21 protein-coding genes are annotated in these 24245 nt (G+C 63.0%); 6 read left to right on the top strand and 15 right to left on the bottom strand.

Annotation, left to right across the window (positions count from 1 at the left end):
* Nucleotides 1–11: 11 nt before the first annotated feature.
* A complete protein-coding gene (locus tag ACWICV_RS08735) occupies nucleotides 12–2069 on the bottom strand; it encodes a S9 family peptidase (protein WP_454090429.1) in 2058 nt (685 codons plus the stop codon).
* A 205-nt stretch (nucleotides 2070–2274) separates the two neighbouring features.
* Here ACWICV_RS08735 and ACWICV_RS08730 point away from each other — a divergent pair, with 205 nt between their 5' ends.
* From ACWICV_RS08730 to ACWICV_RS08720, 3 genes are all read left to right on the top strand, one after another.
* Entirely contained in the window at nucleotides 2275–3051 is a 777-nt protein-coding gene (locus tag ACWICV_RS08730) for a hypothetical protein (RefSeq protein WP_105662025.1), read from the top strand.
* Between the two features lie 345 nt (nucleotides 3052–3396).
* Nucleotides 3397–4758: a TRAP transporter large permease subunit gene (locus ACWICV_RS08725; RefSeq protein WP_400289455.1), complete on the top strand. Its 1362-nt coding sequence runs from the start codon at nucleotides 3397–3399 to the stop codon at nucleotides 4756–4758.
* 18 nt (nucleotides 4759–4776) lie between these two features.
* Entirely contained in the window at nucleotides 4777–4995 is a 219-nt protein-coding gene (locus ACWICV_RS08720) for a hypothetical protein (protein ID WP_219844362.1), read from the top strand.
* Here the strand turns inward: ACWICV_RS08720 and ACWICV_RS08715 are convergent.
* The gene (locus ACWICV_RS08715; RefSeq protein ID WP_105662022.1) at nucleotides 4992–5717 is read right to left on the bottom strand and encodes a GntR family transcriptional regulator; all 726 of its coding nucleotides are present in this window, start codon (nucleotides 5715–5717) and stop codon (nucleotides 4992–4994) included. The two genes, ACWICV_RS08720 and ACWICV_RS08715, sit on opposite strands and share 4 nt — an antisense overlap.
* A gap of 108 nt (nucleotides 5718–5825) precedes the next feature.
* Between ACWICV_RS08715 and ACWICV_RS08710 the strand changes: the two genes are divergently transcribed.
* A complete protein-coding gene (locus ACWICV_RS08710; RefSeq protein ID WP_454090430.1) occupies nucleotides 5826–8738 on the top strand; it encodes an FAD-binding and (Fe-S)-binding domain-containing protein in 2913 nt (970 codons plus the stop codon).
* A gap of 71 nt (nucleotides 8739–8809) precedes the next feature.
* Here ACWICV_RS08710 and ACWICV_RS08705 read toward each other — a convergent pair whose 3' ends face one another.
* From ACWICV_RS08705 to ACWICV_RS08670, 8 genes are all read right to left on the bottom strand, one after another.
* Nucleotides 8810–10288: an amino acid permease gene (locus tag ACWICV_RS08705; RefSeq protein ID WP_402473602.1), complete on the bottom strand. Its 1479-nt coding sequence runs from the start codon at nucleotides 10286–10288 to the stop codon at nucleotides 8810–8812.
* A 14-nt stretch (nucleotides 10289–10302) separates the two neighbouring features.
* A complete protein-coding gene (locus ACWICV_RS08700) occupies nucleotides 10303–11718 on the bottom strand; it encodes an aspartate ammonia-lyase (protein WP_454090431.1) in 1416 nt (471 codons plus the stop codon).
* 47 nt (nucleotides 11719–11765) lie between these two features.
* A complete protein-coding gene (locus tag ACWICV_RS08695) occupies nucleotides 11766–12761 on the bottom strand; it encodes an asparaginase (RefSeq protein ID WP_286172202.1) in 996 nt (331 codons plus the stop codon).
* Nucleotides 12758–13462 (bottom strand): FadR/GntR family transcriptional regulator, encoded by a 705-nt coding sequence (locus ACWICV_RS08690; protein ID WP_105656225.1) that lies wholly within the window; start codon nucleotides 13460–13462, stop codon nucleotides 12758–12760. Before ACWICV_RS08690 ends, ACWICV_RS08695 begins: the two co-directional genes overlap by 4 nt.
* Before the next feature lie 136 nt (nucleotides 13463–13598).
* On the bottom strand, nucleotides 13599–14036 hold the full coding sequence (locus ACWICV_RS08685; RefSeq protein ID WP_454090432.1) for an SRPBCC family protein: 438 nt from the start codon (nucleotides 14034–14036) through the stop codon (nucleotides 13599–13601).
* Between the two features lie 9 nt (nucleotides 14037–14045).
* On the bottom strand, nucleotides 14046–15026 hold the full coding sequence (locus tag ACWICV_RS08680) for a TIGR03086 family metal-binding protein (RefSeq protein WP_454090433.1): 981 nt from the start codon (nucleotides 15024–15026) through the stop codon (nucleotides 14046–14048).
* The gene (locus ACWICV_RS08675; RefSeq protein ID WP_105656228.1) at nucleotides 15023–15361 is read right to left on the bottom strand and encodes an ArsR/SmtB family transcription factor; all 339 of its coding nucleotides are present in this window, start codon (nucleotides 15359–15361) and stop codon (nucleotides 15023–15025) included. The genes ACWICV_RS08680 and ACWICV_RS08675 overlap by 4 nt, the downstream gene beginning before the upstream one ends.
* A gap of 137 nt (nucleotides 15362–15498) precedes the next feature.
* The gene (locus ACWICV_RS08670; RefSeq protein WP_105656229.1) at nucleotides 15499–16449 is read right to left on the bottom strand and encodes a beta-ketoacyl-ACP synthase III; all 951 of its coding nucleotides are present in this window, start codon (nucleotides 16447–16449) and stop codon (nucleotides 15499–15501) included.
* Nucleotides 16450–16721: 272 nt separating this feature from the next.
* Here ACWICV_RS08670 and ACWICV_RS08665 point away from each other — a divergent pair, with 272 nt between their 5' ends.
* Both ACWICV_RS08665 and ACWICV_RS08660 read left to right on the top strand, forming a co-directional pair.
* Complete coding sequence (locus ACWICV_RS08665) at nucleotides 16722–17528, top strand: metallophosphoesterase family protein (protein WP_454090434.1); 807 nt, start codon at nucleotides 16722–16724, stop codon at nucleotides 17526–17528.
* A 64-nt stretch (nucleotides 17529–17592) separates the two neighbouring features.
* Nucleotides 17593–18153, top strand: a complete 561-nt coding sequence (locus tag ACWICV_RS08660) for a histidine phosphatase family protein (RefSeq protein WP_454090435.1) — start codon at nucleotides 17593–17595, stop codon at nucleotides 18151–18153.
* 98 nt (nucleotides 18154–18251) lie between these two features.
* Here the strand turns inward: ACWICV_RS08660 and ACWICV_RS08655 are convergent, their stop codons facing one another.
* The 5 genes from ACWICV_RS08655 to ACWICV_RS08635 all read right to left on the bottom strand — a co-directional run bounded on the left by ACWICV_RS08655 (nucleotide 18252) and on the right by ACWICV_RS08635 (nucleotide 24154).
* Entirely contained in the window at nucleotides 18252–20759 is a 2508-nt protein-coding gene (locus ACWICV_RS08655; RefSeq protein ID WP_454090436.1) for a hypothetical protein, read from the bottom strand.
* Between the two features lie 253 nt (nucleotides 20760–21012).
* Nucleotides 21013–22182 carry an acetyl-CoA C-acyltransferase gene (locus ACWICV_RS08650; protein WP_332594983.1) on the bottom strand — a complete coding sequence of 390 codons (1170 nt, stop codon included), beginning with the start codon at nucleotides 22180–22182 and terminating at the stop codon, nucleotides 21013–21015.
* Nucleotides 22179–22829, bottom strand: coding sequence for a CoA transferase subunit B (locus ACWICV_RS08645; RefSeq protein ID WP_105656234.1), 651 nt, complete (start codon nucleotides 22827–22829; stop codon nucleotides 22179–22181). Before ACWICV_RS08645 ends, ACWICV_RS08650 begins: the two co-directional genes overlap by 4 nt.
* Nucleotides 22830–22831: 2 nt before the next feature.
* Nucleotides 22832–23536, bottom strand: a complete 705-nt coding sequence (locus ACWICV_RS08640) for a CoA transferase subunit A (RefSeq protein WP_402473595.1) — start codon at nucleotides 23534–23536, stop codon at nucleotides 22832–22834.
* Nucleotides 23537–23698: 162 nt separating this feature from the next.
* Nucleotides 23699–24154, bottom strand: a complete 456-nt coding sequence (locus ACWICV_RS08635; RefSeq protein WP_332488863.1) for a VOC family protein — start codon at nucleotides 24152–24154, stop codon at nucleotides 23699–23701.
* Nucleotides 24155–24245: the final 91 nt, after the last annotated feature.

The raw sequence follows: 24245 nt of genomic DNA, 5'->3' as shown, positions 1-24245 counted from the left end.
ACTGCGCGGTTCTAGCCCAGCAGCTCGGGCAGTTCCTGCGGCGCGTTGCCCAGCACCTTCTGGGAGAGGAACTCGGTGACAACCTGGTACCAGATCTTGGCGTGCTGCGGGGACAGCACCCAGTGGTTCTCATCCGGGAAGTACAGGAACTGGTGCTCGGTGCTGCCGTCTTCCTTCTGGGGCAGCCCCGAATCGGCCAGCAGCTCGTACCACAGGCGCAGGCCCTCGCCGATGGGCACCCGGTAGTCCTTGTCGCCGTGGATGACCAGCATCGGGGTGACGATGCTGCCCACCGAATGATGCGGCGAGTTCTGCTCGCGCATTTCGGGGCTCATCTCGCGGGTCCAGTAGAACGCGGCGTCGGTGGTCTTGCCGAAGCCTTCCAGCGCCCACAGGCTGGCGTGGGTGACGATGGCCTTGAAGCGGTCGGTGTGCCCAGCCACCCAGTTGGCCATGTAGCCGCCGAAGGAGCCGCCCATGGCGGCGGTGCGGGTTTCATCGATGTCCGGCCGCGCCTCGGCGGCATCGGTGATGGCCAGCAGGTCCGTATACGGTTCTTGGCCCCAGCGGCCCCAGCCGCGCTGGATGAACTCCTGGCCGTAGCCGGTGGACAGGGCCGGATCCGGCAGTAGCACGGCATAGCCCTGGGCCACCAGCAGCCATGGGCTCCAGCGCCAGCTCCAGGCATTCCACGAGCCCAGCGGCCCGCCATGGATCCACAGCAGCAGCGGCGCCTTGTCGGCGGCAGAAGCGGTGGCGGGCAGGGCCAGCCAGGCGCGGATGCTCAACCCGTCTTCGGCGGTGGTCGTCACCTCGGTGAGCGTTCCGGGCAGGGCCGGACGGGACACCGGGGAGCGCAGTTCGGTCAAGGCCGCGAATTCGCCCGGCTCCAGGTCGCCGGTATGCGCCAGGTCGATGGCTACCGGTTCGGCCGGGTACAGGTAGCTGGAACGCAGCGCGTAGGCGGTACGCGAGTCGCTGCGGATGGCCAGATCGGTGAACGCGCCGTCATCGGTGAGCCGGGTGATCTTGTCGTTGTACAGGCTCAGATGGAAGACCGGGGCGTGGCCGTTGTCATCGGCGGTCAGCAGCAGCGAGCGCCCGTTGGGAACCCACTGCAGGTCGCTGACCCAGCGGTCCCAGCCGGCGGCGATCCGGTGGGTGGCGCCGTCGGCCAGGTCCATCAGCCACAGCTCGAAGACCGGGGCGGTATCGGCGGTGGAACGCTCCCAGCGGGCGTAGGCCAGCTGGGTTGAATCCGGGCTGATCTTGCCCAGCGTATATTCGTACGTGTCGTCGGGGGCCAGCAGCATTTCGTGGGCGCCGGTGTGCAGGTCGATGCGCATCAATCCCGGGGCTGAGGAGGCCCGGCCTTCGGGAACTTGCCATTCGGTGACCAGGAAGGCCCCGTTGGAAGCGACATCGTAGTAGGTATCCTCCAGATTCGCGCCGATGCCCGGGGTGAGATCGGTGAGCTGGGTACTGGTGGCGTCCTGCAGGCCGGGCAGGGACCCGGTGTAGTAGTGCGGGGTGGCCGGTCCCAGATCTTCGTCCCAGTAGCGTACCGGATAGCCGGTGTGCAGGATCGCCGAGACCTTCTTGTCCTTGCGGCCGGTGCGCAGTGCCGCTTCGGCCTCCAGATCCTTGGCACGGCTGAAGGCCGAGGTGCGCAGCACGACGGTCTGCGGGGACTGCTGGCAGATCCGCAAGGACTGCACCCCGGCTGGGTGGGAAATCACCGAGCGGGCTTCGCCTCCTGCTACCGGCAGGATCCAGCCTTCGGCCTTGGCGTCTTCCTTGGATGAGCGCTTGGCGACGAAGAGCAGGTCGCCGTTGGCGGTGAACTGCGGTTGCGATTCGCCGTGCTCGCCGAACGTCAGCCTGCGTGCTGGTTCTTCGCCTTTGGGATCCAGCGACCAGAGGGCGCTTTCGTATTTCGTCTCATCCTCGGAAAGCTCGCTGAGGGTGGTGACGAGCTTGGTGCCGTCGGGGGAGAGCGCCAGGCCGCTGAGGCGGCCCAGGCCGATAAATGAATCTAAATTATGAAATGAATGCTTAGAGTGTTCCACTTCACATATCTTGCCACTGTTCGCGGCTGGGCACTACCGGAAATCGAAAATTACCTGGCATCGGGAGCACGACCGAGACAACTTGCAACTAAGGCGTGATGCTGCAGCTATTGGAAAAACCTGCAAGGCCATGGAGGATGGGTTCCATGGGGGAGCTCGCGATGTCAGCTGCATGACCGGATGATCGATCAAGGAGTTGGAAAAGATGAACCGTGCCAGAACCCGTCTAGGCGCGCTCCCGATGATGTGCGCGGCAGCGCTGATGCTGGCTGCCTGCCAGGGAGCCGAGCCGGAACCGGCCGAAAGCCAGAGCGCAGCACCCAGCGGAACGTCTCCATCGGCAAGCGCCAGCGCGCCGACCGCTTCCAGCCCCGAATCCAGCCCAACGCAAAGTACCGCAAGCGCGGATGCGCCAAGCTCGGCGGCGCCAGAGCTGAGCCAAGTGCATGAAGTGCACGGCATCCGCGTCTTTACCCCTGAGCAGTGGACTGCCACCGGGGACGACTGCGACGGCGAGTGCACCGAGTGGGATGAATGGGAGATCAAGGACGCGCAAGGCAAGCACGTGCTGACCCTGATCCCCACCACGGCAACCTCTCCGGATGGAGACACGGCGCTGTATGAACGGGAGCTGCTGGATCGCAAGGAACTTGAAAATCCCGGAGCGGATACCGGATTCCGCCCGACGAGCCTGATTGCCGAGTTCTGGGAATCGACGGACCAGGAAGATGGGGAGAAGGATTCAGGATTCGACATTGCCCTGATCGATGACGAAGAGCTCGGCAAGCGCGATGAGAACCCGGACCTGAACTTCTTCAGGATCGGCGAGCAGTCGCCGATGATGTGGGTTGAAGAGGATTATCTGGAAGACCATGGTGTTCCTGACGACCCGACCAAGCAGCAAGCGCAGCAGTTCCTGGGCACCGAGCAATACGCGTTGGTGCGCGACATCCTGCTCAGCGTGGAACCTGCCGTCGGCTAGCCCAACCAGAACATAGGAAAGGCAACAGAAATCAGACGATCGCGCTGGCTTCTGTTGCCTTTCTTCACGCCTCAAGAAGCTGCATTCCGCGCCCAGAATTGGTAGCGAGTGTGCTGTGTTCCACGCAAGGGTGCGGAAGGGCTGCAGATGCTGAAGAGCATCGAAGCGGGCAGGAGAAATTGCCGCTGAGTGGCGAAGATGCAGGGTGCGTTGGAAACCCCGGTGGCCGCGAAAAGCAGGCTTGGCTGTGCCGTCTGTGCGGTGTAACCAAAGCCCAAAAAGACTCTCATGTCACATTGTGTGGCCTGTAACATGCTACTGTGTGTAGGCACACAAAGTCATAACGTGAAAGGTGCACACATGGGCGTGCTGGCACTTGGCGTATTCATCGCCGTGACAGTCATAGTTAACGTCGTACTGAAACGGCGTATTTCAGAGGCGCTGGTACTAGCGCTGATAGCTTGTTCACTGGTCGGCGGCGCGGATGCGCTGAACTTGTTGAGCGCAGCAGTGATAGACGGCTTCCAATCAGACGTGACCTTCGCGGGCATGGCCTTTGTGTTCATGGGAGTGATCGTCTCGGCGACAGGCCTGATCGAGCGCCTGATCCATATCCTGAACTCGATGTTCGGGCGCGTTCGTGGCGGATCGGCCTACGTCTCGACCCTCGGCTCGGCCGCAATCGGACTGGTGGCGGGGTCAACCGCAGGCAACACGGCGACGGTCGGCTCGGTAACCATTCCGTGGATGAAGGAAAACGGCTGGTCTTCCAACCGCGCTGCAACGCTGGTAGCAGGAAACTCCGGCTTGGGCGTCGCGCTCCCGCCGAACAGCACCATGTTCATCCTCTTGGCCATGCCGGCTGCCGCTGGAATTTCCGCTGGCGACGTATATGTTGCACTGGCCATTGGTGGCGCTTATTGCGTGCTCTACCGCATGATCCTGGTGTTCACTTGGGCTCGTGCCGACGGCATTCCCGTAGCGAATCGCGATGGCATAGCGACGCTGGGGCAAGCATTGCGCGAAGGCTGGCGCTCGCTGCTGATCTTCCTGGGTATCGCGATCCCCGTCGCGCTGACCTTCGGCCCGCTGTTTGAATTCCTATCCCGTCCGGAATTGGTGGGCAAGGACTCGATGGGATCGATCTCGATCATCGTTTGGGTTCCGATTCTGATTTCGGCGATCGCATTGATCGAGGGGCGAAAGCGGATCTTCGCACCGGATTCGAAGTTCAAGGTGATCTTGAATCGCGAGCTGCCGCAGTTCGCCACTGTTGGTGTTTCACTCTTCGCGGCGCTGAGCGCATCGAACATCATGGAGGCCCTGGGCGTCGGTCCGCAGCTTTCAGATTTCCTGGGTTCACTGGATATGCCAAAGGCGGCGATTGTCGCAATCGTCTGTGTCATGGCTGTGGTCGTAGCCACCCCGCTGTCCTCGACGGCAACCGCCGCGGCCGTGGGTGCACCGGCAGTGATGGCGCTGACCAGCGTGGGTATCGACCCAGTCATCGCCGTGGTGACAGTGCTGTTGTGCACCTCGACCGAGGGTTCTTCGCCACCGGTCGGAGCGCCGATCTATTTGGCTGCCGGCTTCGCCGAAACCAATCCAACCAAGATGTTCATGCCATTGCTGGGCTACTTCGTGCTGCCAATGATCGCCATTGCCTGGCTTGTCGGCATGGGCTGGCTGCCGATTCCGATTTCGTAGGAGATAAACATGCGACTCATGAAAATTCTGTTTCTGATCTTCTTGGCGCTGTTCATGATCGGCGGCACGGCAATCGTCGGCACGCAGCTGGCAGGTGTGCTGTCGCTGAATGGCGACCTGGTCAGCGGCGCAAAGCAGGTCCTGTACCCGTGGACATTCAGTTTCGCGACAGCGTGCGCTCTGTGTGCCTTCGTGCTGCAGTATTCAAAGGAATACAAGGAAGACGAGCAGGACTAGTAGCCAGCTGTCAGTTCTGTCCACAAGTTTTCAGGGTCAAGGTCCAAACCTTGGCCCTGAACTGCTTGTGCGAGCAAAAGCTTTCCTGTCGCGACCAGGTGCTGGCGCATCGCCAGGGCCGCTGCCGGGGCGTTGCCACTGGAGATTGCGGTGATAATCGGTTCATGCTCGACCATGATGTCGCTCAGCGTGCGCTGCTTGCCTGCGGTGGAAACGCCCAGCAGCCGCGTTGCGACACGAAGGCGGTTCACGATGTTGCGGCCGCGGTTCGATTGCGCGACTTCAAGGATGAAGTCGTGCAGCTGCTGGTCCAGATCGAAGAACTCTTCGGTCAGTTCGGCTTCGGCGCAACGGGACAGACCGCCAACGATCTCATTTAGCTGCGCTGCGATTTGCGGGGTGCAGGCCTGCGCGGCTCGGAACGCGGCAGGAACCTCCAGAGCCAGCCGTAGCGAGAAAATTTCTGCGACATCTTTTGGCTGGGTCGGAATGATGCGGAAGCCGCGATTCCGCGCAAATTCAATCAAGCCGGCTTCTTCCAGACGCAACAGGCCATCGCGCACCGGTGACCGGGAGATCTTCAATCGATCAGCCAGCTGGTACACGCTGTAGAGGGTGTCGGTCTTCAATTCCCCAGAAATGACAGCTGAACGGACGTAGTCCATCACTTGTTCGGTCAATGTGCGCCCATGTTGGGCGGGGACTTGGGGATCGGAGGTCATGAACTGATTCTCTCATTGAAATCGACTGCGGAGTTTTCACGTAATCAAGAAACTAAACAGTGTGTAACATGTTACTCTGATGAGACGAATCAACGAGAGGCGATCACCATGTCAGCTCAGTCGAGCATCCAGACCTTGAGTCCTGAGGCAAATGAGATGCGGGAACGGCTACGGACCGATCTGACGACTCGGGCTGCATATATTTCCGATGCCTCGATATTCCGTCGGGTTCCGCAAGCGGTCCTCGAAGTGCGCAGCGAGGCCGACATCGCCTTGGGTATCGAATATGCCAAGGCCGAAGGCCTTTCGATCACGTCGCGAGGTGGCGGCACCTCGGTTGCGGGCAACGCCATCGGCGAGGGGTTGATCCTGGACACCTCCCGCTATTTCAATAAGATCCTCGACATCGATCCCGAGGCGAAGACCGCACGCATCCAGCCTGGAGTCATCTGCGACCAGCTGCGTGATGCGGCTGCTGAATACGGGCTGACCTACGGCCCGGACCCGTCGACCCATAGCCGTTGCACCGTAGGCGGCATGGTGGCCAACAACGCTTGCGGCTCGCACTCGCTGGAGTGGGGCACCGCCGCGGACAACGTCGTGTCCATGAAGATCATGCTAGGCGACGGATCCGTGGTTGAGGTCAACTCCGACGGCACCAGCAGCGAAGAACTTGACGGGAATCTCAAGGCGCTTCGCGATGCGAACCTCAAGGAATTGCGCACCGAACTGGGCCGCTTCGCCCGCCAGGTCTCCGGCTACGGCATGCACTATCTGCTCCCGGAAAACGGGTTCAATGTCGCCAAGGCGCTCTCCGGTTCCGAAGGTACCTGCGGGGTCATCACCGAGCTGGTGGTGCGCCTTGTCGAGAAGCCGAAGCATACGGCGCTGGCAGTATTGGCTTTTGAAACGGTCTTCGACGCCGCGGCTGCGGCCGCATCCCTGCGCCGGCCAGGCCTTGCCACCGCGGAAGGCATGGGCGGAGATCTGCTCGATGCGCTGCGTAGCCGCCCCGGGCAGCAGGATGCCGGATCCAACCTGCCAGGCATGGGTGCCGCCAACCGCGGTGGCGTAGCCAAGGCCGGCGGCTGGCTCTTCTGCGAGACTGCTGGGCAAACCATGGAACAGGCACGAAGCATCGCCGATGAGCTGGTGCAGTCCGCGTATGCCGCGCAGACCGGAGCTGCGATCGATGCCGTGGTCGTGACGGACCATGCCGAGGCCCGCACGCTATGGAAGATCCGCGAAGCCTCCGCCGGTATTGTCACCCGTCTGCCAGATGGCGGCGAGGCCTGGCCGTCCTGGGAAGATTCCGCGGTTCCGCCGGAAAATCTCGCCGACTACCTGCGCGACCTGTACGCGCTCATGGACACCCATGGACTGCGCGGCATCCCCTTCGGGCACTTCGGCGAGGGATGCGTCCACGTGCGCATCTCCTTCGATTTGGGCACCGAAGAAGGCATGGCGATCTTCCGCCAGTTCATGGAACAGGCCGCCGACACCGTAGCCAAGCACGGAGGCTCGCTGTCCGGCGAGCACGGGGATGGCAGGGCGCGCTCGGAATTGCTCACCCGCATGTACAGCCCGAAGATGATGAAGGCATTCGCCAGCTTCAAGGCGGCCTTCGATCCCGAGGGCCTGTTCAACCCCGGGGTATTGGTCAATCCGGAACGCATCGATGAGTCGCTGCGTCCCGGACCCGGGCAGCGCAGCTTCGAGCTGACGCCGGTTCATGCGCTCTCGCGCGACAAGGGTTCCTTGGTCAACGCGGTCAACCGCTGCGTGGGCGTAGGCCTGTGCCGTTCGGACGAGGGGGCCATGTGCCCGTCCTTCCAGGGCACTCATAACGAGGTCAACTCCACGCGCGGCCGTGCCCGGGTGCTTTCCGAGATGTTCCGCGGCACCACCTTGCCCGATGCCTACAAGTCCGAAGAGGTGAAGGACGCCCTGGACCTCTGTCTGTCCTGCAAGGCCTGCGCTTCCGAATGCCCGGTCAATGTGGATATGGCGACCTACAAGTCGGAGTTCCTGCACAAGTTCTACGAGGGTCGCATCCGCCCGATGGCGCACTACACCATGGGGTGGCTACCCAAGCTCACCCACTGGATGCACCAGGTGCCAGGTGCGGCATCCTTGGCCAACACCGTGCTGCGCTTCGAAGCGGTGCAACGGCTTGTCAAGAAGGTTGGCGGCATTGAACCGACACGCAAGATGATCACGTTCTCGGGCGAATCGCTGCAGCGCTGGGCGGCCAAGCGGAACGAAACAGAAGCCGCATCGCCGCAGGGCACCGTGGTGCTCTGGCCGGATTCCTTCAACAACCACCTGGATACCGGACCAGGCGAGGCGGCAGTCGAAGTGCTCGAAACCCTCGGCTACCGGGTGATCATTCCCGAAGGGTTCGTCTGCTGCGGTTTGACGTGGCACTCAACCGGCCAGCTGGATACCGCGCGCAAGGTCATCAAGCACACCTTGGACGTCATGGAACCCCTGGTCAAGGCAGGCTACCCGGTAATCGGCCTGGAACCGTCCTGCACGGTGATGCTCGGCCACGAAATCACCGAGCTGGTTCCCGAGGATCCTCGCGCGGCGGCGCTGTCGGCGGCCGTCGTGCCGTTCGCGGATCTGATCGCCAAGCATGTTCCGGCCGATGGCAAGCCCAGCGCCAGCTGGCCCTTCGAACAGCTGAACGTCGGCGCGGTGTCGCAAGTCCATTGCCATGAGCGTTCGCAGGGTGACCATGGCTCATCCTCGGCCGTGCTGCGCAGCATCGGCATTGACGAGCGTGAAATCGAAACCGGCTGCTGCGGCTTGGCCGGCAACTGGGGATTCGAACCCGGACATGCAGAACTATCCCGCTCGCTGGGCGAACGCGAGCTCTTCCCGGCCATCCGCAATCGTGCGCAGGACGATGTGGTGCTCGCCGACGGATTCTCCTGCCGCACGCAGATCGCCGAGGGCACGGAGGTCCGCGGCATGCATCTGGCGCAGGTGCTGCTCAAGGCCAAGATCACCGGCTAGCCAGGCTCGGAACGCAGAAAACCGGCCCGGACACAGCGCGATGCTGCATCCGGGCCGGTTCTGCGATCCTGCTACGGCTGGTTGGCCGGCTGCTCGTTGCGCAGCCGTGCCTCGGCGATCTCGTTGATCCGTCCGCGGCACAGGTACCAGCCGCCGATGATCAGAGGGATGATGATCACCAGCGAGGCAACCGTCCAGGTGCCTACCGGATTATCGAAGGCCATCATCACCAGCACCAGGGCCAGGAAGCCCAGGGTTACCCAGCCTGAAACCGGGGCGAATGGCATCCGGAAGCTGGGTCGATCCTGCTCTCCGCGCTTGGCGGTCTTCATCAGGGCCATCTGGCACAGCACGATCATCGCCCAGGAGGCAATGATGCCGATGGCAGCGAAGTTCAGCACGATCTCGAAGGCCTTGGCCGGGACCACGGCGTTGAGCACCACGCCGAGCACTGCCACCACGGCGGTGATCACGATGCCGCCGTAGGGCACCCCTGCCTTGTTCATCCGTCCGGCGAATTTCGGTGCCGACCCGTTCAACGACATGGAGCGCATGATGCGCCCGGTGGAGTAGAGCCCGGCGTTCAGCGAGGACAGCGCCGCGGTGAGCACCACCAGGTTCATCACCACGTCCATGCCCTGCACGCCGATGGATCCGAAGAAGGTCACGAACGGCGATTCTCCGGCGCTGTACGCGGTGTAGGGCAGCAGCAGCGAGAGCAGTACCAGCGAGCCGACGTAGAATACGGCGATGCGGATGATCACGGTGTTGATCGCCTTGGGCATGACCTTTTCCGGATTCTCCGTTTCACCCGCGGCGGTGCCGATCAGCTCGATGGAAGCATAGGAGAAGACCACGCCCTGCATCAGCACCAGCACCGGCAGCAGGCCGTTGGGCAGCAGCCCCCCATTATCGGCCAGCAGCGAGAAGCCGACCTCATGCCCGTCCAGCGGGGTACCGAAGATGACGAAGTAGCAGCCGACAATCAGGAAGGCCACCAGGGCCACGACCTTGATCAGCGCGAACCAGAATTCCATCTCGCCGAAGGCCTTGACGGAGATCAGGTTCATGGTGAGCACCACGGCCAGCGCGGCCAGCGCCCAGAGCCACTGCGGCACCGAGCTGATCCACCCCACGTATTTGCCGAAGAAGCCCATGTACAGGGCGACCGCGGTGATGTCCACGATGGCGGTCATCACCCAGTTCAGCCAGTACAGCCAGCCGGTGGCGAAGGCCGCCTTCTCGCCGTAGAACTCGCGGGCGTAGGAGACGAAGGAGCCGGTCGACGGACGGTGCATGACCAGTTCGCCCAACGCCCGCAGGATCAGGAAGGCGAAGAAGCCGCAGACCGCGTAGCTGATGACGATGCCCGGGCCGGCCGCCTCGAGGCGCCCTCCGGCGCCCATGAACAGGCCGGTGCCAATCGCTCCGCCAATGGCGATCATCTGCATCTGCCGGGAGGACAGGCCCTTGTGGTAATCGTTGTCGCCGGCCGTCAGCGCGGCATCGGGGACGTGCGCCGCGGTGGCGTGCGGAGTGGAATTATCCATATGATTCCTCGGATCTAGTCGGTGAGGTTGGCGAGGCGCTCGGGGGAGAGCAACTCATTGAGGTCTTCGGCCGAGAGCAGGCCGCGTTCGAGCACCAGCTCGGCCACGCCGCGCCCGGTGTGCAGCGCTTCGAGGGCCACCGAGGTGGATGCCGCGTAGCCCAGCCTCGGGTTCAGCGCGGTGACCAGGCCGATGGAGTTCTCCACCTCGCGGCGCAGCGCCTGCTCGTCCACGGTGATCCCGTCGATGCACTTGTGCGCCAGGGTCAGGCAGCCGTTGGCCAGGTGCTTCAGGGAGAGCCCGATGGAGTGCACGATCACCGGCTCGAAGGCGTTCAGCTGCAGCTGCCCGCCCTCGGCGGCCATGGTCACGGTCAAGTCGTGGCCCACCACCTGGTAGGCGATCTGGCTGACCACTTCCGGGATCACCGGGTTGACCTTGCCGGGCATGATCGAGGAGCCGGACTGCACGGCCGGCAGCTGCAGGTCGTTCAGGCCCGCGCGCGGACCGGAGGAGAGCAGGCGCAGGTCGTTACAGATCTTGGAGATCTTCAGCGCCACGCGCTTGAGCACGCCCGAGAGGTGCACGAAGGCGCCCACATCCGAAGTGGCTTCGATCAGGTCCGGGCTGGTGGTCAGCGGGAGGCCGGTCAGCTCGCGCAGGTGGCGGCAGGCGGCCTCGGCATAGCCGGCCGGGGCGTTCAGCCCGGTGCCGATGGCGGTGGCGCCGAGGTTGATCTCGGTGACCAGGCACAGCGATTCTTCCAGCCGCGCCCGGTCCTCGCCCAGGGTCACGGCCCAGCCGCGGAACTCCTGGCCCACGGTCATCGGCACGGCGTCCTGCAGCTGGGTGCGGCCCATCTTCACCACGGTGCGGAACTCTGCGGCCTTGGCGATGCACGAATCCTGCAGCACCTCGATGGCTGCCAGCAGCGGCTGGGTGGCGAAGTGCGTGGCGATGTTCACCGCGGTCGGGTAGGCGTCGTTGGTGGACTGCGAGAGGTTCACATGGTCGTTGGGGTGCAAGAAGGAGTACTCGCCCTTGGCATGGCCCATGATCTCCAGCGCCAGGTTGGCGATGACCTCGTTGGCGTTCATGTTCGTGCTGGTGCCGGCCCCGCCCTGGATCGGGTCGATGATGAATTGCTCATGCAGCGCCCCGCCGGCGATGGCCTCGCAGGCCTGGTCGATGGCGCTCGCGCGCTGGGCGTCCAGCAGCCCCAGCTCGTGGTTGGCACGCGCCGCGGCCTGCTTCACGCGCGCCAATGCGCGGATCAGGTGCGGGTTGCCGGACAGCTCGGTGCCGGTGATGTCGAAGTTCTCCTTGGCGCGCAGCGTGTGCACGCCCCAGTAGGCATCCGCCGGGATATCGCGGTCGCCGATCAGGTCATGCTCGCTGCGGGTCTGGCCGCTGAGCAAGGTTTCAGGCATGGTGGATTCTTCTCCAGGATTCGTTGAAATGGTTGGAACGGAAAAAACTACAGTGCGGCCAGCAGGCCCACGGGCGCACCGCCGCCAAAGGCCGGGCTGGTAGCCAGCGGTTCAAGGGCCAATGCGGCCTCGGAGCCCAGGTGCTCGGCGAGCAGCTTGGCGGTGATCGGCATCCGGGCGCGGTCCGAGCCGTCGGCGATCTTCACGGCCAGCGCGCTGCCATCGGGCAGGCCCACGGCCTGGATGCCCTCGAAACCGTCCTTGGCCACGGAGCCGGGCACCGCGCGCATCAGGGCGGTGACATCGCGGCCAACGCCGGCTACCAGTTCCGGGTAGCCGGCCATTGCCGCGGCCACGCGTGCCTCGGCGGTGCCTTGCGCGGCGCTGGCCAGCTTGCCGAAGGCGCGGGCCAATCCGGCCAGGGTCATCCGGTAGACCGGGGTGCCGCAGCCGTCGGTGCTCACCCCGGAGATCTGTTCGCCCGAAAGATCCTCCACGGTGTCCTGCAGCAGCTGCAGGAGGCGCTCGTCGTGCAGGTAGTTGGCGGTGTCCCAGCCCTTGAGCTCGCACAGGGCCGCCAGTGCGGCGTGCTTGCCCGAGCAGTTCTGCGCGAGCGCGGTGGCCTTGCCGCCAGCGGCCAGGTAGTCCTGGCGCTCGGCAACGCCGTAGGGCAGGTCGGTGGAATTGCGCAGCGCTGTGTGGTCCAGGCCGGCGGCGGCCAGCGTGGATTCGGCGACCTGCAGGTGGCGCGGGCTCCCGGAGTGGCTGGCCGAGGCCAAGGCCAGCTGCTGGTCGTCGAGCTGCAGTCCGGCGCGCAGCATGCCCACGGCGAACAGCGGCTTGAGCGCCGAGCGCGGGTAGAACGCGGCCTGGGCATCGCCGCGGCTGGCGGCGATGGAGCCGGCGGGATCCAGCAGCACGGCCGAGCCGTAGTGGATGGACTCCACGGCCTCGCCGCGGGTGGCGATGACCAGCGGTTCGTGCTGCGGCAGTGCCTCAACGACCAGCGAAGCGCGCAGGGTCTGGGGATCGGCGGGGGTCACTTCTTGCTCCTGACTATGGTGGATACTGCTTGCTGCACCGCATTGAGGTGCTTGGCCATCGCATTGTTGGCCGCTTGCGGGTCTTGGGCGGCGATGGCCTGGTAGATTTCCTGGTGCTCCGAGTTCGACGGCGACCGGCGGCCGGCAACCAGGTTCACGGTCTCGGACTGGCGGGCCATGGCCTCGCGGATGTCCGCGACGACCTTGGAGAACACCGAGTTGCCGCTGGCCTGGGCGATCGCGGCATGGAAGGCGGCGTCCAGCTCGACCCAGGCTGCCGGGTCGTCTTCCTGCTCCATCGCCTCGATCAGCCCGCTGATCCGCTCCAGGTCCTCGGCGGTGCGCCGGGTGGCGGCGAGGGTGGCAGCCGGGATCTCGATATGCGGACGGGCTTCGTGCAGGTCGTCGGAGGAGAACGTGCCCAGTTTCAGCTCGCGGGTGGGCCGGTGGGAGACCACGAAGGTGCCGCGCCCGGTTTCGGTGCGGGTCAGGCCCAGGGCCGCGCAGGAGCGCAGCGCTTCGCGGATGACCGAGCGGCTCACGCCGTAGTCGGCCGCGAGGGCAGCTTCGGATCCCAGTTTCGCGCCGATGGCGATTTCCTGGGCTTCAATGGCTAGGCGGAGTGCATGGAAGACGCCTTCGGCAGCGGATCGTCGTTCGATCGGTTGCTGTCCGGGTGTCCAGCTGTCAGACAGGTTCACGTGTACCAGTCTGGGGTGTGATCCACTTAACGTCAAGTCGGGAACTGGAGCAATCGGGAATGCTCAGGTCAGTGACGCGCGAACACCGCGGAGGCGATGCCGGAGGCAAGGTATCCGCGGTGTTCGCCGCTGGTCCTCAGTCTTTCTCCAGGATGCTTTTCAGCGCCCGGAGATCAGCCATATTGGCTCGCCGCATCATCATTTCCATCAGCGGGCCGGCCAGTTTGCCGAAGCCAGTTGGCTCGCCGTCATTGCGCAGGTGGACCCGGGTCGCCGTTGGCCCTATCGCTTCGAAGCGATAGGTGGTGCGCATGGGAAACGGGCCCTGCGCGGTGGCCATGACCAGTTCCTCGTTCTCCGCGAACCTGGTGACTTCGTAGGTGTAGGAAAGCTTCCGTCCAAGGAACCTGGCTTCGAAGGCGGTGCATGATCCGAGGCCGAAGCCATGGGGATCCAGCCGGCGCACCGAGTGGATATTCCGGTACCACGCGGGAGCGTTCAGCGGGTTCATCGCGTAGCCGGCCACCACCGAACGTGGCCGGTCGATAGCGATGCTCGTGGAGACATCAACCATGGGAGGTCCTCAGGCTCCTGCGGGAACGCGGCCGGTGAACGCAATCAGGCGATCCAGGCTGCTGGCGGATTCGGCGACCATGGTTTCTTCCGCGAAGGAACCGGAGATGCGCTGAGCCGGTCCCACAGTCTTGCGTGCCAAGCCCAGTACGTATTCCGCGTGGCCAGGATGGATCGCGAACTCCTGGCCGGTCGCCTGGGTGAAGTCCCACCCGTGAACCATCAGTTCCAGATTCAGGATCCCGGCAACCACTGAAGCCGGCATGACAGCGAATCCGAGATCAATCTCGCCGGCAACGCCGCGAGCGGCAAAAGCCTCCAGGGTCGGCTGCACCAGGTTGGCGATGCGTGCTTCCGGCGCCAGGGCCGGGTCATCGGATACCGCAGCGCCCAGGGCACCGCCGATCATCGAGACCGAACCCGCAAGGTGATCCAGCAGCTCGCCCACGGAGAACTCGGAGCAGGGAGTGGCTTTGGCCAGGTCCGCTGCGCAGATGTTGTTCAGGATGAACTGCAGGGCTGCCACGGAGCCCTCGGCGGAAACGATCGGGTTCTGCGGCTCGGGAACGGCGTTCCACTCGTCGATGGCTGCTTCGCCGGTTTCAGCAAACTCCTTCAGGCGGTCCAGGAAGTGGTTCCATCCCTCGGCGTGGCCCGAGGACTGCTCGGCGTCCAGCCCCTCATGGCGCAAGGTCAGGGCCGTGCCCTGATCCAGCGGTTCCAAGGTGATGAAAACCGTCGAATCGCCGGGCGGAACGGCATCCGAACCTTCCCAGCCCATGGTGAAGACCAGGCGCCTGCCGGGCTCGATTTCGGTGAAAGTGCCCGAGGCCTGGTGGCCCGGACCCATGGTGAAGCGGTAGCTGCCCCCGGTCTGCAGGTCGAGGCGGTTGGCAACGGTTTGCCAGCGGCGAAGGCGCTCCGGGTTGGTGACCAGTGCAAAGGCGGTGTCGGCGTCAACGGGGAGGATGACTGTTCGTTCAAAGCTCATGGCTTTTCTCCTGGTGGCTGGTGCGGTGGCCCATTGAACGACGCCAATTCGGCGGCCTCGGCAACGAGCAGGTCGAGTTCGGTATTCCAGAACGAGTCAAGGAGGGCCTTGAGCTTCGTGATGCCTGCAGGGTCCAGCGAGTAGTAGCGGCTGCGGCCATCCTTGCGGGCTTGCAGCAGTCCTACGTCAATCAACAGCAGCAGGTGTTGCGAGATGGCGGAGCGGCTGACGGCGAAGTTCGCGGCCAGTTCCGTCACCGTGCGTTCCCCGGAACCCAGCAACTGAATCAAGCGCCTGCGCGTTGGCTCGGAAGCGACTTCCAGTAGATCAAGCATGAAAAATACGTTAGCAGTCACTAACGCGTTGTTGCAAGGGATTCGGAGCAGCTTTTTAGGCTGATGCGGAAGGCGCCGTTAAAGCACTAGTGGGCGCCACGGCAAAATGCCGTAGCGCCCACTCATGGCGAAAATACTTAAGGGATCGTGATGATCTGGCCGGCGTAAGCCAGGCCGCCACCGAAGGCGAAGAGCAACGCCTTGGAACCCGAAGGCAATGGCTCATCCGAAGCCATCAACTTGGAAAGAGCCAGCGGAACCGAAGCGGCCGAAGTGTTGCCCGAGTACACCACATCGGTGGCCACGCGCGCGTTCGGTGCGCCGATCTTCTCTGCCAATGGCTCGATGATGCGCAGGTTGGCCTGGTGCAGGACAATGGCGTCCAGCTCCTCAGGCTTCATGCCGGCACGGTCGATGATTTTCGAAGCGATCTTCGGCAGCTGCGTGACGGTCCAGCGGTAAACGCTCTGGCCGTTCTGCGCAAACTTCATGTTGTTTTCTTCTTCGATGCGCACTGCATCGGACAGGGACGGAACCGAACCCCAGACCACCGGCGAGATGCCGTTGTCCTCCGATGCGGTGATCACGAAGGCGCCAGCGCCGTCCGCGGTCAGCACGCAGGTGGTGCGATCGGTGAAGTCGGTGTAGTCGGTGAGCATCTCCGAGCCGATAACCAGGGCATTCGTCGCCGAGCCAGCGGCAATGGCGCCCTGGGCCAGGCCAACTGCGTGGGCAAAGCCTGCGCAAGCCACGTTCACGTCCACCGCTGCCGGTCCTTGGTCCATGCCCAGGGCGTTAGCTACGCGTGCGGCCATGTTCGGCGAACGGTCCGTAGCGGTGCAGGTGGCGACGATGATCATGTCGATATCGGCTGCCTTGATGCCAGCGGCGTTGCCCAGCGCCATCTCTGCGGCCTTGATGGCCATGGAGTCTACGGTTTCAACACCGGTTCCCCAGCGGCGTTCTTCGATGCCGACACGTCGGGTGATCCATTCATCGCTGGTTTCCACCAACTTTTCCAGCTCGGTGTTAGGGACGATGCGCTCTGGCTGGAAGTGGCCAAAGGCGACGACTTTGCTGCCGGTCATGGATATAGCTCCTCGGTGGATTCAAATCTTCTCTTCTAAGATTAGTCGTTTTGGATGCTACTCGCCGTTCATATGCGCCAGAAAGCATGTGTCAGCCAGTTTTACCTGCCTTCATTGGCCGATTTGTCCGATTATCGGCAAAACCCCGATTCTTCAGGACTTCATATGGCGTCGACACCCTGTTCACCTGCTGGCCAGAACCCCGGCGTTCAATGGGATGAAATGCAGCAGCCGTGAAGGAGGAAAAATTGGAACCTCTGACGATAATCCAATTGAGCGACACCCACCTGCGTCCCGAAGGGCAGCTGCTTCACGGATCCATTGATTCGTGGCAACGAACAGAACAGGCGCTGGAAGCAGCCGCTTGCCTGGATCCGGATGCCATTGTGGTGACCGGCGATATCGCAGACCGCGGTTCGGACATCCATGAGCGGGCCGCAGGGATCTTCAACCAGGCCCAGCGTGAACTGGATTGCCCGGTCATCACCGTTCCGGGCAACCATGATCCGTTGGGCGCGATTGGAGAATCCTTCAACACCAGGCGCCTGTCCACCGGTCCGCATCCAGCCGACACGGTGCACGAGATCCTGGGACTACGGATTATCGGATTGGACAGCGGGGGATTCCAGTTGGCCCGGGGACGCCTGGAACAGCGGCAGCTCGATTGGCTTGCCTCGCTGCTGGCGGTTCCGGCGCCGCGCGGATCCCTGCTGCTGCTGCACCATCCTCCGGTGGAAGCCGCCAATGAAGCCCGCGCCGGCCGCGGGCTGGAGAACCCGATGGAGCTGGCGGCCATCGCCGCCGGAAGCGATATCCGTGCAATCCTTAGCGGCCACTACCATCAAGCGTCCACCAGCCAGCTGTTGAGCACCCCGGTGTTCATGGCTCCCGCAGTGTCCTACAACATGAATCCATTTGCCCCGACGCAGATCGTTGACGAACCCGCAGCGGGATTCAACGTCATCAAGGTCGGAGCCAAATCGGTCGACGCGTTCGCTGCAACCAGCGGCCAGTACGCCGCGCTGCACGCCAGCACCCCTCTGCCAGCGCCGGTCAAGAGTTCGCAGACCGGCAACTGACTCCAAGAACGCTACTTCGCACCGGGCACCAGTTGCTTCGGTGCATGCCAGAAAGAAGAAGACGATGAGCGCAAAGAAACTGATCCTGATCCGCCACGGACAGACCGAATGGAACAAGGCAGGGCGCCTGCATGGACGCAGCGACCTGCCACTGAACGATACCGGCATCCGCCAAGCCCAGCAGCTGGCCACCGAGCTGGCACCCGAAGGCACTTGGGACGCAGTGTATTCCTCCCCGTTGTTCCGTGCCCGCCAAACAGCGCAGATCCTCGCCAATGGCCTGGGCATCCGTGCCCTGCACGAAAACCAGGAACTGATGGAGCAGGACTTCGGCGATCTCGAAGGCACCCTGGTGGCCGATGGCGCCGACGAACAGCGCCAACTGCTGGTTGGCACCGGAGAAACCGAAGAACATCTGGTGGGGCGTGCAGTGAACGCATTGTTCAAGATCTGCCATCAGCATCCCGGGCAGAACGTGATGGTCGTGAGCCACAGCGCCTTGATCTGCTCGGTAATCGCCGCGCTCACCGGCGAAAGCAATCCGCGCATGGCCAATGGAACCTATGTCGAGCTGGATGCGCAGCTACTGGTCAACCACGTCTCGCGCGAACCGCTGTGGCATTAGGAAGCAAAGAGCAAAGCCGCGTGCCGGCCATGGATCATGGCCGGCACGCGGCTTTGCGTTCTAGTCAGCGGCGGGCTAGCAACAGCTGAAGCAGCGGCTTACCACCAGGATGCGCCTTCGACGGTGACCTGGGGCTTCTCGCCGTACCAATCCACGCTGCCCGTGAAGCTGCGGGTGAGCTCTTCTTCGTCGTAATCAATGAACTCCGTGTCATTGAGCTTGTACTTGAAGACGATCTCGGAGCTTGAGAAACTGCCCGATTCCTCGATGGCCACGCTTTCAGCATGCGACTTCACAGAGAACGATGCGATGTCCTTGGACTGCAAGGTGCTCGGGCAACCGTCATCGAGGTTGGTTGGAACGGTCACGCAGGCAGTAGCGAACTTCTTGACCTCATCCAGAACCAGCTCGTCGAGCTTCTCGGTGGTGGTCGTAACCAGCGCCGCCTGTGCCGGCTGCGAATCAGGATGGTTGACGCGCAATTCCTGCGCTTCGCTCGTCAGGTATTCATTGCCAGGCGCTGAGACATCATAGATGCCCGGGTAGGCGTAGAAGCTGCCGGTGAAGGAACTTCCCTCGCCGTAGTAGTCCTCGCTTTCAAGCAGCTTGACCTTGGCCTTGCCGACAGTGACTTCCGAGCTCTTATCGGAGGTGATCTCCACCGGAACAATCAATGCTTCATTGAGCACCCAGGTATCGAGCAGGCCGAAGTCCTTGTCGCCCGCGTCGACATTGAAGGAGCGTTCGTGGCGCTCGCCGTTGATGGAGTAGATCGCTCGCACACGGGCCGAGTCCTTGCCCTTGGATTCCTCGATGACATCAACGAGTTCCAAGCGCTGCTTGGCGTTGCCCAGGATATCGTCGCTGAGCAGGACGCGCGAGGCGTTGTCGATCCCCGGGTCGACCATTTCGGTCGCCTTGCCGGCCTGGCCCTCGGCAAGCAGCGCGAGGTATTTCTCAACTTCAGCTTCGGGCTTGCGCTGCCCGTTCAGGTAGGCGATGGCACCGAAGCCCAGACCGGCAATGACTGCCAGCGCAAGAACCGAGAAGCCAACGGCCTTGGCCTTCTTCTTGGACTCTTCCGAGGCCGGGGCCAGCGCCGGAGCCGGTTCACCAGCCATCGGCTGGCCGTTGGCGGCCGCGGCAGGGGTGGATTGGGCTGCGGCGGCAACTGGAGCAGCCTGGCTGGGTGCGGCTGCAACCGGCGAAGCCGGAGCAACGGCGGGTGCCTGGCCGGAAATCCATCGCGCTGCGGCGTCCTTGCCGGCAATCACTGCCAGCAGGGATGGGGCGAAGCGGTAGACCTGCAAGGGCAGGACTTCTGCCAGCAGCGAGACAACTGCGGCCCCGAGTGCCAGGAAGATCACCGAGTACCAGGTGATGCCATAGGACATGCTGCCGCTCATGTTGCCCATCTCGTTGGCGGTGATGGCGCCACCCAGGGAGATGTTGGTCAGCCCGGCAAGAATCATCCACAGGACCAAAGCCGCCACTGGCAGCTGCCAAGCGCGCTGCAGGTTGAAACCAGTGGCCAGTCGACCACGGTGCACGCCAATACGGATAGCCGCCAGGAGTACCAGGAGGGCGCTCAGGACCAGGAGCCAAGCACCCTTGCCGTCGGCGATATCCCAGATGTGCAGGACGGATTCGGGCATGGCATCGGCGGTGTATTCGCCCAGGAAGCTGGCCATGCCGGAGACATTCGGAGCCAGCGCCCCGAGGAAGCCCAACGCTGCCACATATGAACCGATGGTTCCCAGCAGCGGGAGCAGGATCAGGCCCAAGCTCCAGGGCATGTCATCTGGACGCTGGGTGAATGCGGCAATGATGCCGACCAAGGCGAAAGCCGCCAAGGTCGAAACGGCCAGGGCCACGGCCTCGCGGACGCCGGTAATCAATGGGGATCCGGCGTTGGCGCGCTGGGGTGCGGTGGCAAGGAACTGCGAGAAGAAAACGGCCAAGGCAATCGTGAAGAAGACACCTGCATATCGCGGGGACACCGCGGCGGAGAAGAATTCGCCACCCTGGATGCTGAGCTTCCCGAAGAGCGCAATGACCAGGAAGACCAATGCCAGGACCAGCGCGTGCAGTCCGGAGGCCAATGCAGCGCTCTTCCAACCGCCGTTGCGTGCGCCACGACGCAGCTTGCGCACGATCAGGTAGTTCGCGGCGCAGATTGCCACGATGGAGGTGACCGAAACGAGGGCGAATGCGAGGCTGAGCTCGCCGAACATGCCGAATCCGCCTCCGGATCCGGTGATCTTCAGCCCGCCGCCCAGGACGGCACCGAAGACCATGATGAAGGCCTTGAAGGAATTGAGCTGGGACGCCACGTTGAATTCAGCGGAGCTGCCGCCACCGATCTCCTTGGCCATTGAGGCCAGGGGGATCAGGTAGCAAAGAGCCAGGACGATGCCAATGGCCGCAATGGCGCCGGCTTGGAATCCAAGAAGCTGCAGGCTGGCACGGGACTTCAGTTCCAGGACCGCGTTGGTGAATTTCCTGACCTGCCGGTTCTGCCCGGCATTCTGGAACGGGTTCGCCGGTGCCGCCGGCGCTGGCAATGGATCCGAAGGTGCCGGTGGCACCTTTGGATCATCAGGCAATTGCGTATTTTCCAAGGTGAGTCCTCACATGGTGCGATGATGGCGTCACATCCGAGCGTTCTTGGAAACTTAAAGTCGAACAATTGGAATATGACCTTCCAATTACATAACAAGTAAGTGGAAGAACAAAGTCCAGTTAAGAAACATGCGGCGGCTTAAGGAGCGAGTTCCGCCTTTCACTTCACCGGTAAATGGACAAGCCGGTGCGGTTGGATCCCAGAAGACCCAACCGCACTGGCTAATCGGACAGCGGCTACAGCGAACGCAGCACCACTGCGGTGCCCTGGCCGCCACCACCGCAGATGCCGATGGCACCCAGCGAGCCGGCCGGCATCTCGTGGAGCTGGCGGGCCAACGTGCCAATGATGCGTGCACCGGAAGCGCCAATCGGGTGGCCCAGGGCAATCGCGCCACCATGCGGATTCACGATGGAGGCATCGAGACCCAGCGCCTTGGTGGACTGCACCGCGACAGCGGCGAAAGCTTCATTGATTTCGACGGCCTTCAGGTCCTGGGCTTTGGCCCCGGCCTTCTCCAGGGCTGCGCTGATGGCATTGGATGGCTGCTCGTGCAGGGTGCGGTCCGGGCCGGCAACGAAAGCGTGCGAGAGAATTTCAGCCAGCGGCTCCAGGCCCAGGCGCTCAATGGCCGCATCGCTGGCCAGCACCACGGCTGCTGCGCCGTCGGTGATCTGCGAGGAGTTGCCCGCGGTAATGGTGCCTTCCTTGGCAAAGGCCGGACGCAGCTTGCCCAAGGATTCCACGGTGGTTGCTTCGCGGATGCCATCATCTTCGCTGATCGTGGTGTCGCCGCGACGGCTGGAAATGGTAAATGGCGCAATCTCGCCGGCTGCGAAATCTCGGGCCGCGGCAGCGCGCTGGTGGGATGCGGCCGAGACCGTATCCTGGGCCTCGCGGGTCATCGACAACTTGGCATTGTGCTCCTCGGTGGAAGCGCCCATCGAACGCTTCTCGGCAGCATCGGTCAGGCCGTCGTATTCCAGGGTGTCAATCAGTTCAATGGCACCGTACTTGGTTCCGGCACGGGCGCGCTGCACATGCGGAGCCAGCGACATGGATTCCTGGCCGATAGCCAGGACAACGTCTGCCTCGCCGCTATTGATCAGGCGGGCTCCTGCCACAACGGCCTCGGCACCTGAGAGGCATACGGCATTCACGGCGATGGCCGGAACATCCAGCGCAATGCCGGCACCCACGGCGGATTGACGGGCCGGGTTCTGGCCGGCGCCACCTTGCAGCACCTGGCCGGCGATGACCTGCTGGACCTCGCTGGGATCAACTCCGGCACGTTCCAGCGCGGCCTTGCCGGCATGGGCGCCGAGCTCGGTGGCTGGAACAGCGGCGAAGGCGCCGTTGAATTTCACGAATGGGGTACGGGCGTAGCCCACAATCTTTGCGGTCATGCTTTCAGATCCTCCACAATATCCACGGCAAATTCTGCTGCCGTGATTTCCTTGATGGTTTCCACGCTTTCACCCGGGGCTACTGCACGCAGGGTCAAGGTCGAGTTTTCTATATCAAACACTGCTCGGTCGGTGATGATGCGGTTGACCACGCCGACTCCGGTGAGCGGCAAGTCGCATTTCTCCACAATCTTGGACGTCCCGTCCTTGGCCACGTGATCAGTCAGAACGATCACGCGCGGGGTGCCGGCGACCAGGTCCATGGCTCCGCCCATGCCCTTGACCAGCTTGCCCGGGATGGTCCAATTGGCCAGATCGCCATTGGCGGCCACTTGCAGGGCGCCGAGGATCGCGGTCTGGACGTGGCCGCCGCGGATCATGCCGAAGGAGGTCGCCGAATCGAAGAAGCTGCCGCCGGGCAGGATGGTCACGGTCTGCTTGCCTGCATTGATCAGATCCGCATCTTCTTCACCTTCATAGGGGAAGGGACCCATGCCCAGCAGGCCGTTTTCGCTTTGCAGCTTGACCGAAACGCCTTCCGGCAGGTTGTTGGCCACCATCGTGGGGATTCCAATACCGAGATTCACATACTGGCCGTCGGTTAATTCGCTAGCGGCAATGGCCGCCATTTCATCGCGAGTCCACATGCTCAGGCCTCCTTTCGGCTGCGCACGGTGCGCTGTTCAATGTCCTTGACCGCATCGGCCTGCACCAGGGTCTGCACGAAGATGCCGGGGGTCTCCACCAGCGACGGATCCAGATAGCCCTCGACAATTTCCTCGGCTTCGGCGAAGGTATGGCGGCCGGACATGGCGGCCAGCGGGTTGAAGTTCTTCGAGGTCATCCGGTAGCGCAGGTTGCCTTCGGCGTCGGCCTGGTGCGCCTTGACCAGTGCGATATCGGCAAAGATGCCACGCTCGAGGATCGCTGGCTTGCCGTTGAATTCCATGACTTCCTTGCCTTCGGCGATCGGAGTTCCCACGCCGGTGGGGGTGAAGAAGGCGGGAATGCCCACCCCGCCAGCGCGCAAGCGCTCGGCCAAGGTGCCCTGCGGGCAGAATTCAACTTCCAGATCCCCATCGAGGAACTGCTGTGCGAACAGCTTGTTCTCCCCGACGTAGGAGGCCAGGACCTTGGAGACCTGCTTATTTTCCAGCAGGATGCCCAGCCCTTTGCCGTCTACGCCCATGTTGTTTGACACGATGGTCAGGTTGGTTGCCTTCGAATCCCGCACTGCAGTGATCAGGCGGTTGGGGATGCCGGAGAGGCCGAAACCGCCTACTGCGATGGTCATGCCATCCTTGACGACGGCAGCCAAGGCGGCGGCTGCGTCATCCCGAAACTTCGTTGTCATCGATTCCTCCATGTGTCCACTATGTGGAGCGCGGATCTGCTTATCCTCTAACGTACGTAGTCGCAGGTGAGCATGCAATAGACCCGGTGCATTGCCGGGTAACTGGTCGGATGGTGAGGAGGAATGGCCAAGCGGTCCATATTATGGACATAGCTGAGAGGGCTAGACGATGTCGAACTCATTGCCTTCGATATCGAACATGCAGATAGCGAAATGGCCCATCTCTGGCATGTCGTGAACGGTGCGGACTTTGGCCCCCAGAGCCACCAGGCGCTCTGCCTCGTCGGTGATGATTTGCCTGCGTTCCTCGAAGCGAACGCCGCGGCCGCCGCTGACCAGCAAGTCCAGATGCAGGCGATTCTTGATGCTCTTGGCCTCCGGTACCTGCTGGAACCAAATCCTTGGCCCACCACCTTGCGGATCGACCAGCGACTCCGGTTCATCACCGGTTCCGGGCGGCAATTCATCATCCGGCACGCCCATGGACTGCCAGTAGGCGCGCCAGGTGGGATGCCCGTCCGGGGCGGGCTCGGGAACGTAGCGCAAGGCTTCGGCCCAGAACCGGACCATTGCTTGCGGGCGGGCGCAGTCGATGACGATTTGCCATGTATTTTCCATGTGCTGAATTATCCGCCGACCAGCTCGATAGCAACAGGGTACGGCGACAAAGTATGAAGCGGGAATTATCCGGCCCGGAACCGATCGTCCA

The sequence above is a fragment of the Glutamicibacter sp. NPDC055354 genome (assembly GCF_053644955.1).
Note: the sequence above shows the minus strand (reverse complement) of the source record. Positions and strands in the feature narration are given on the sequence as shown.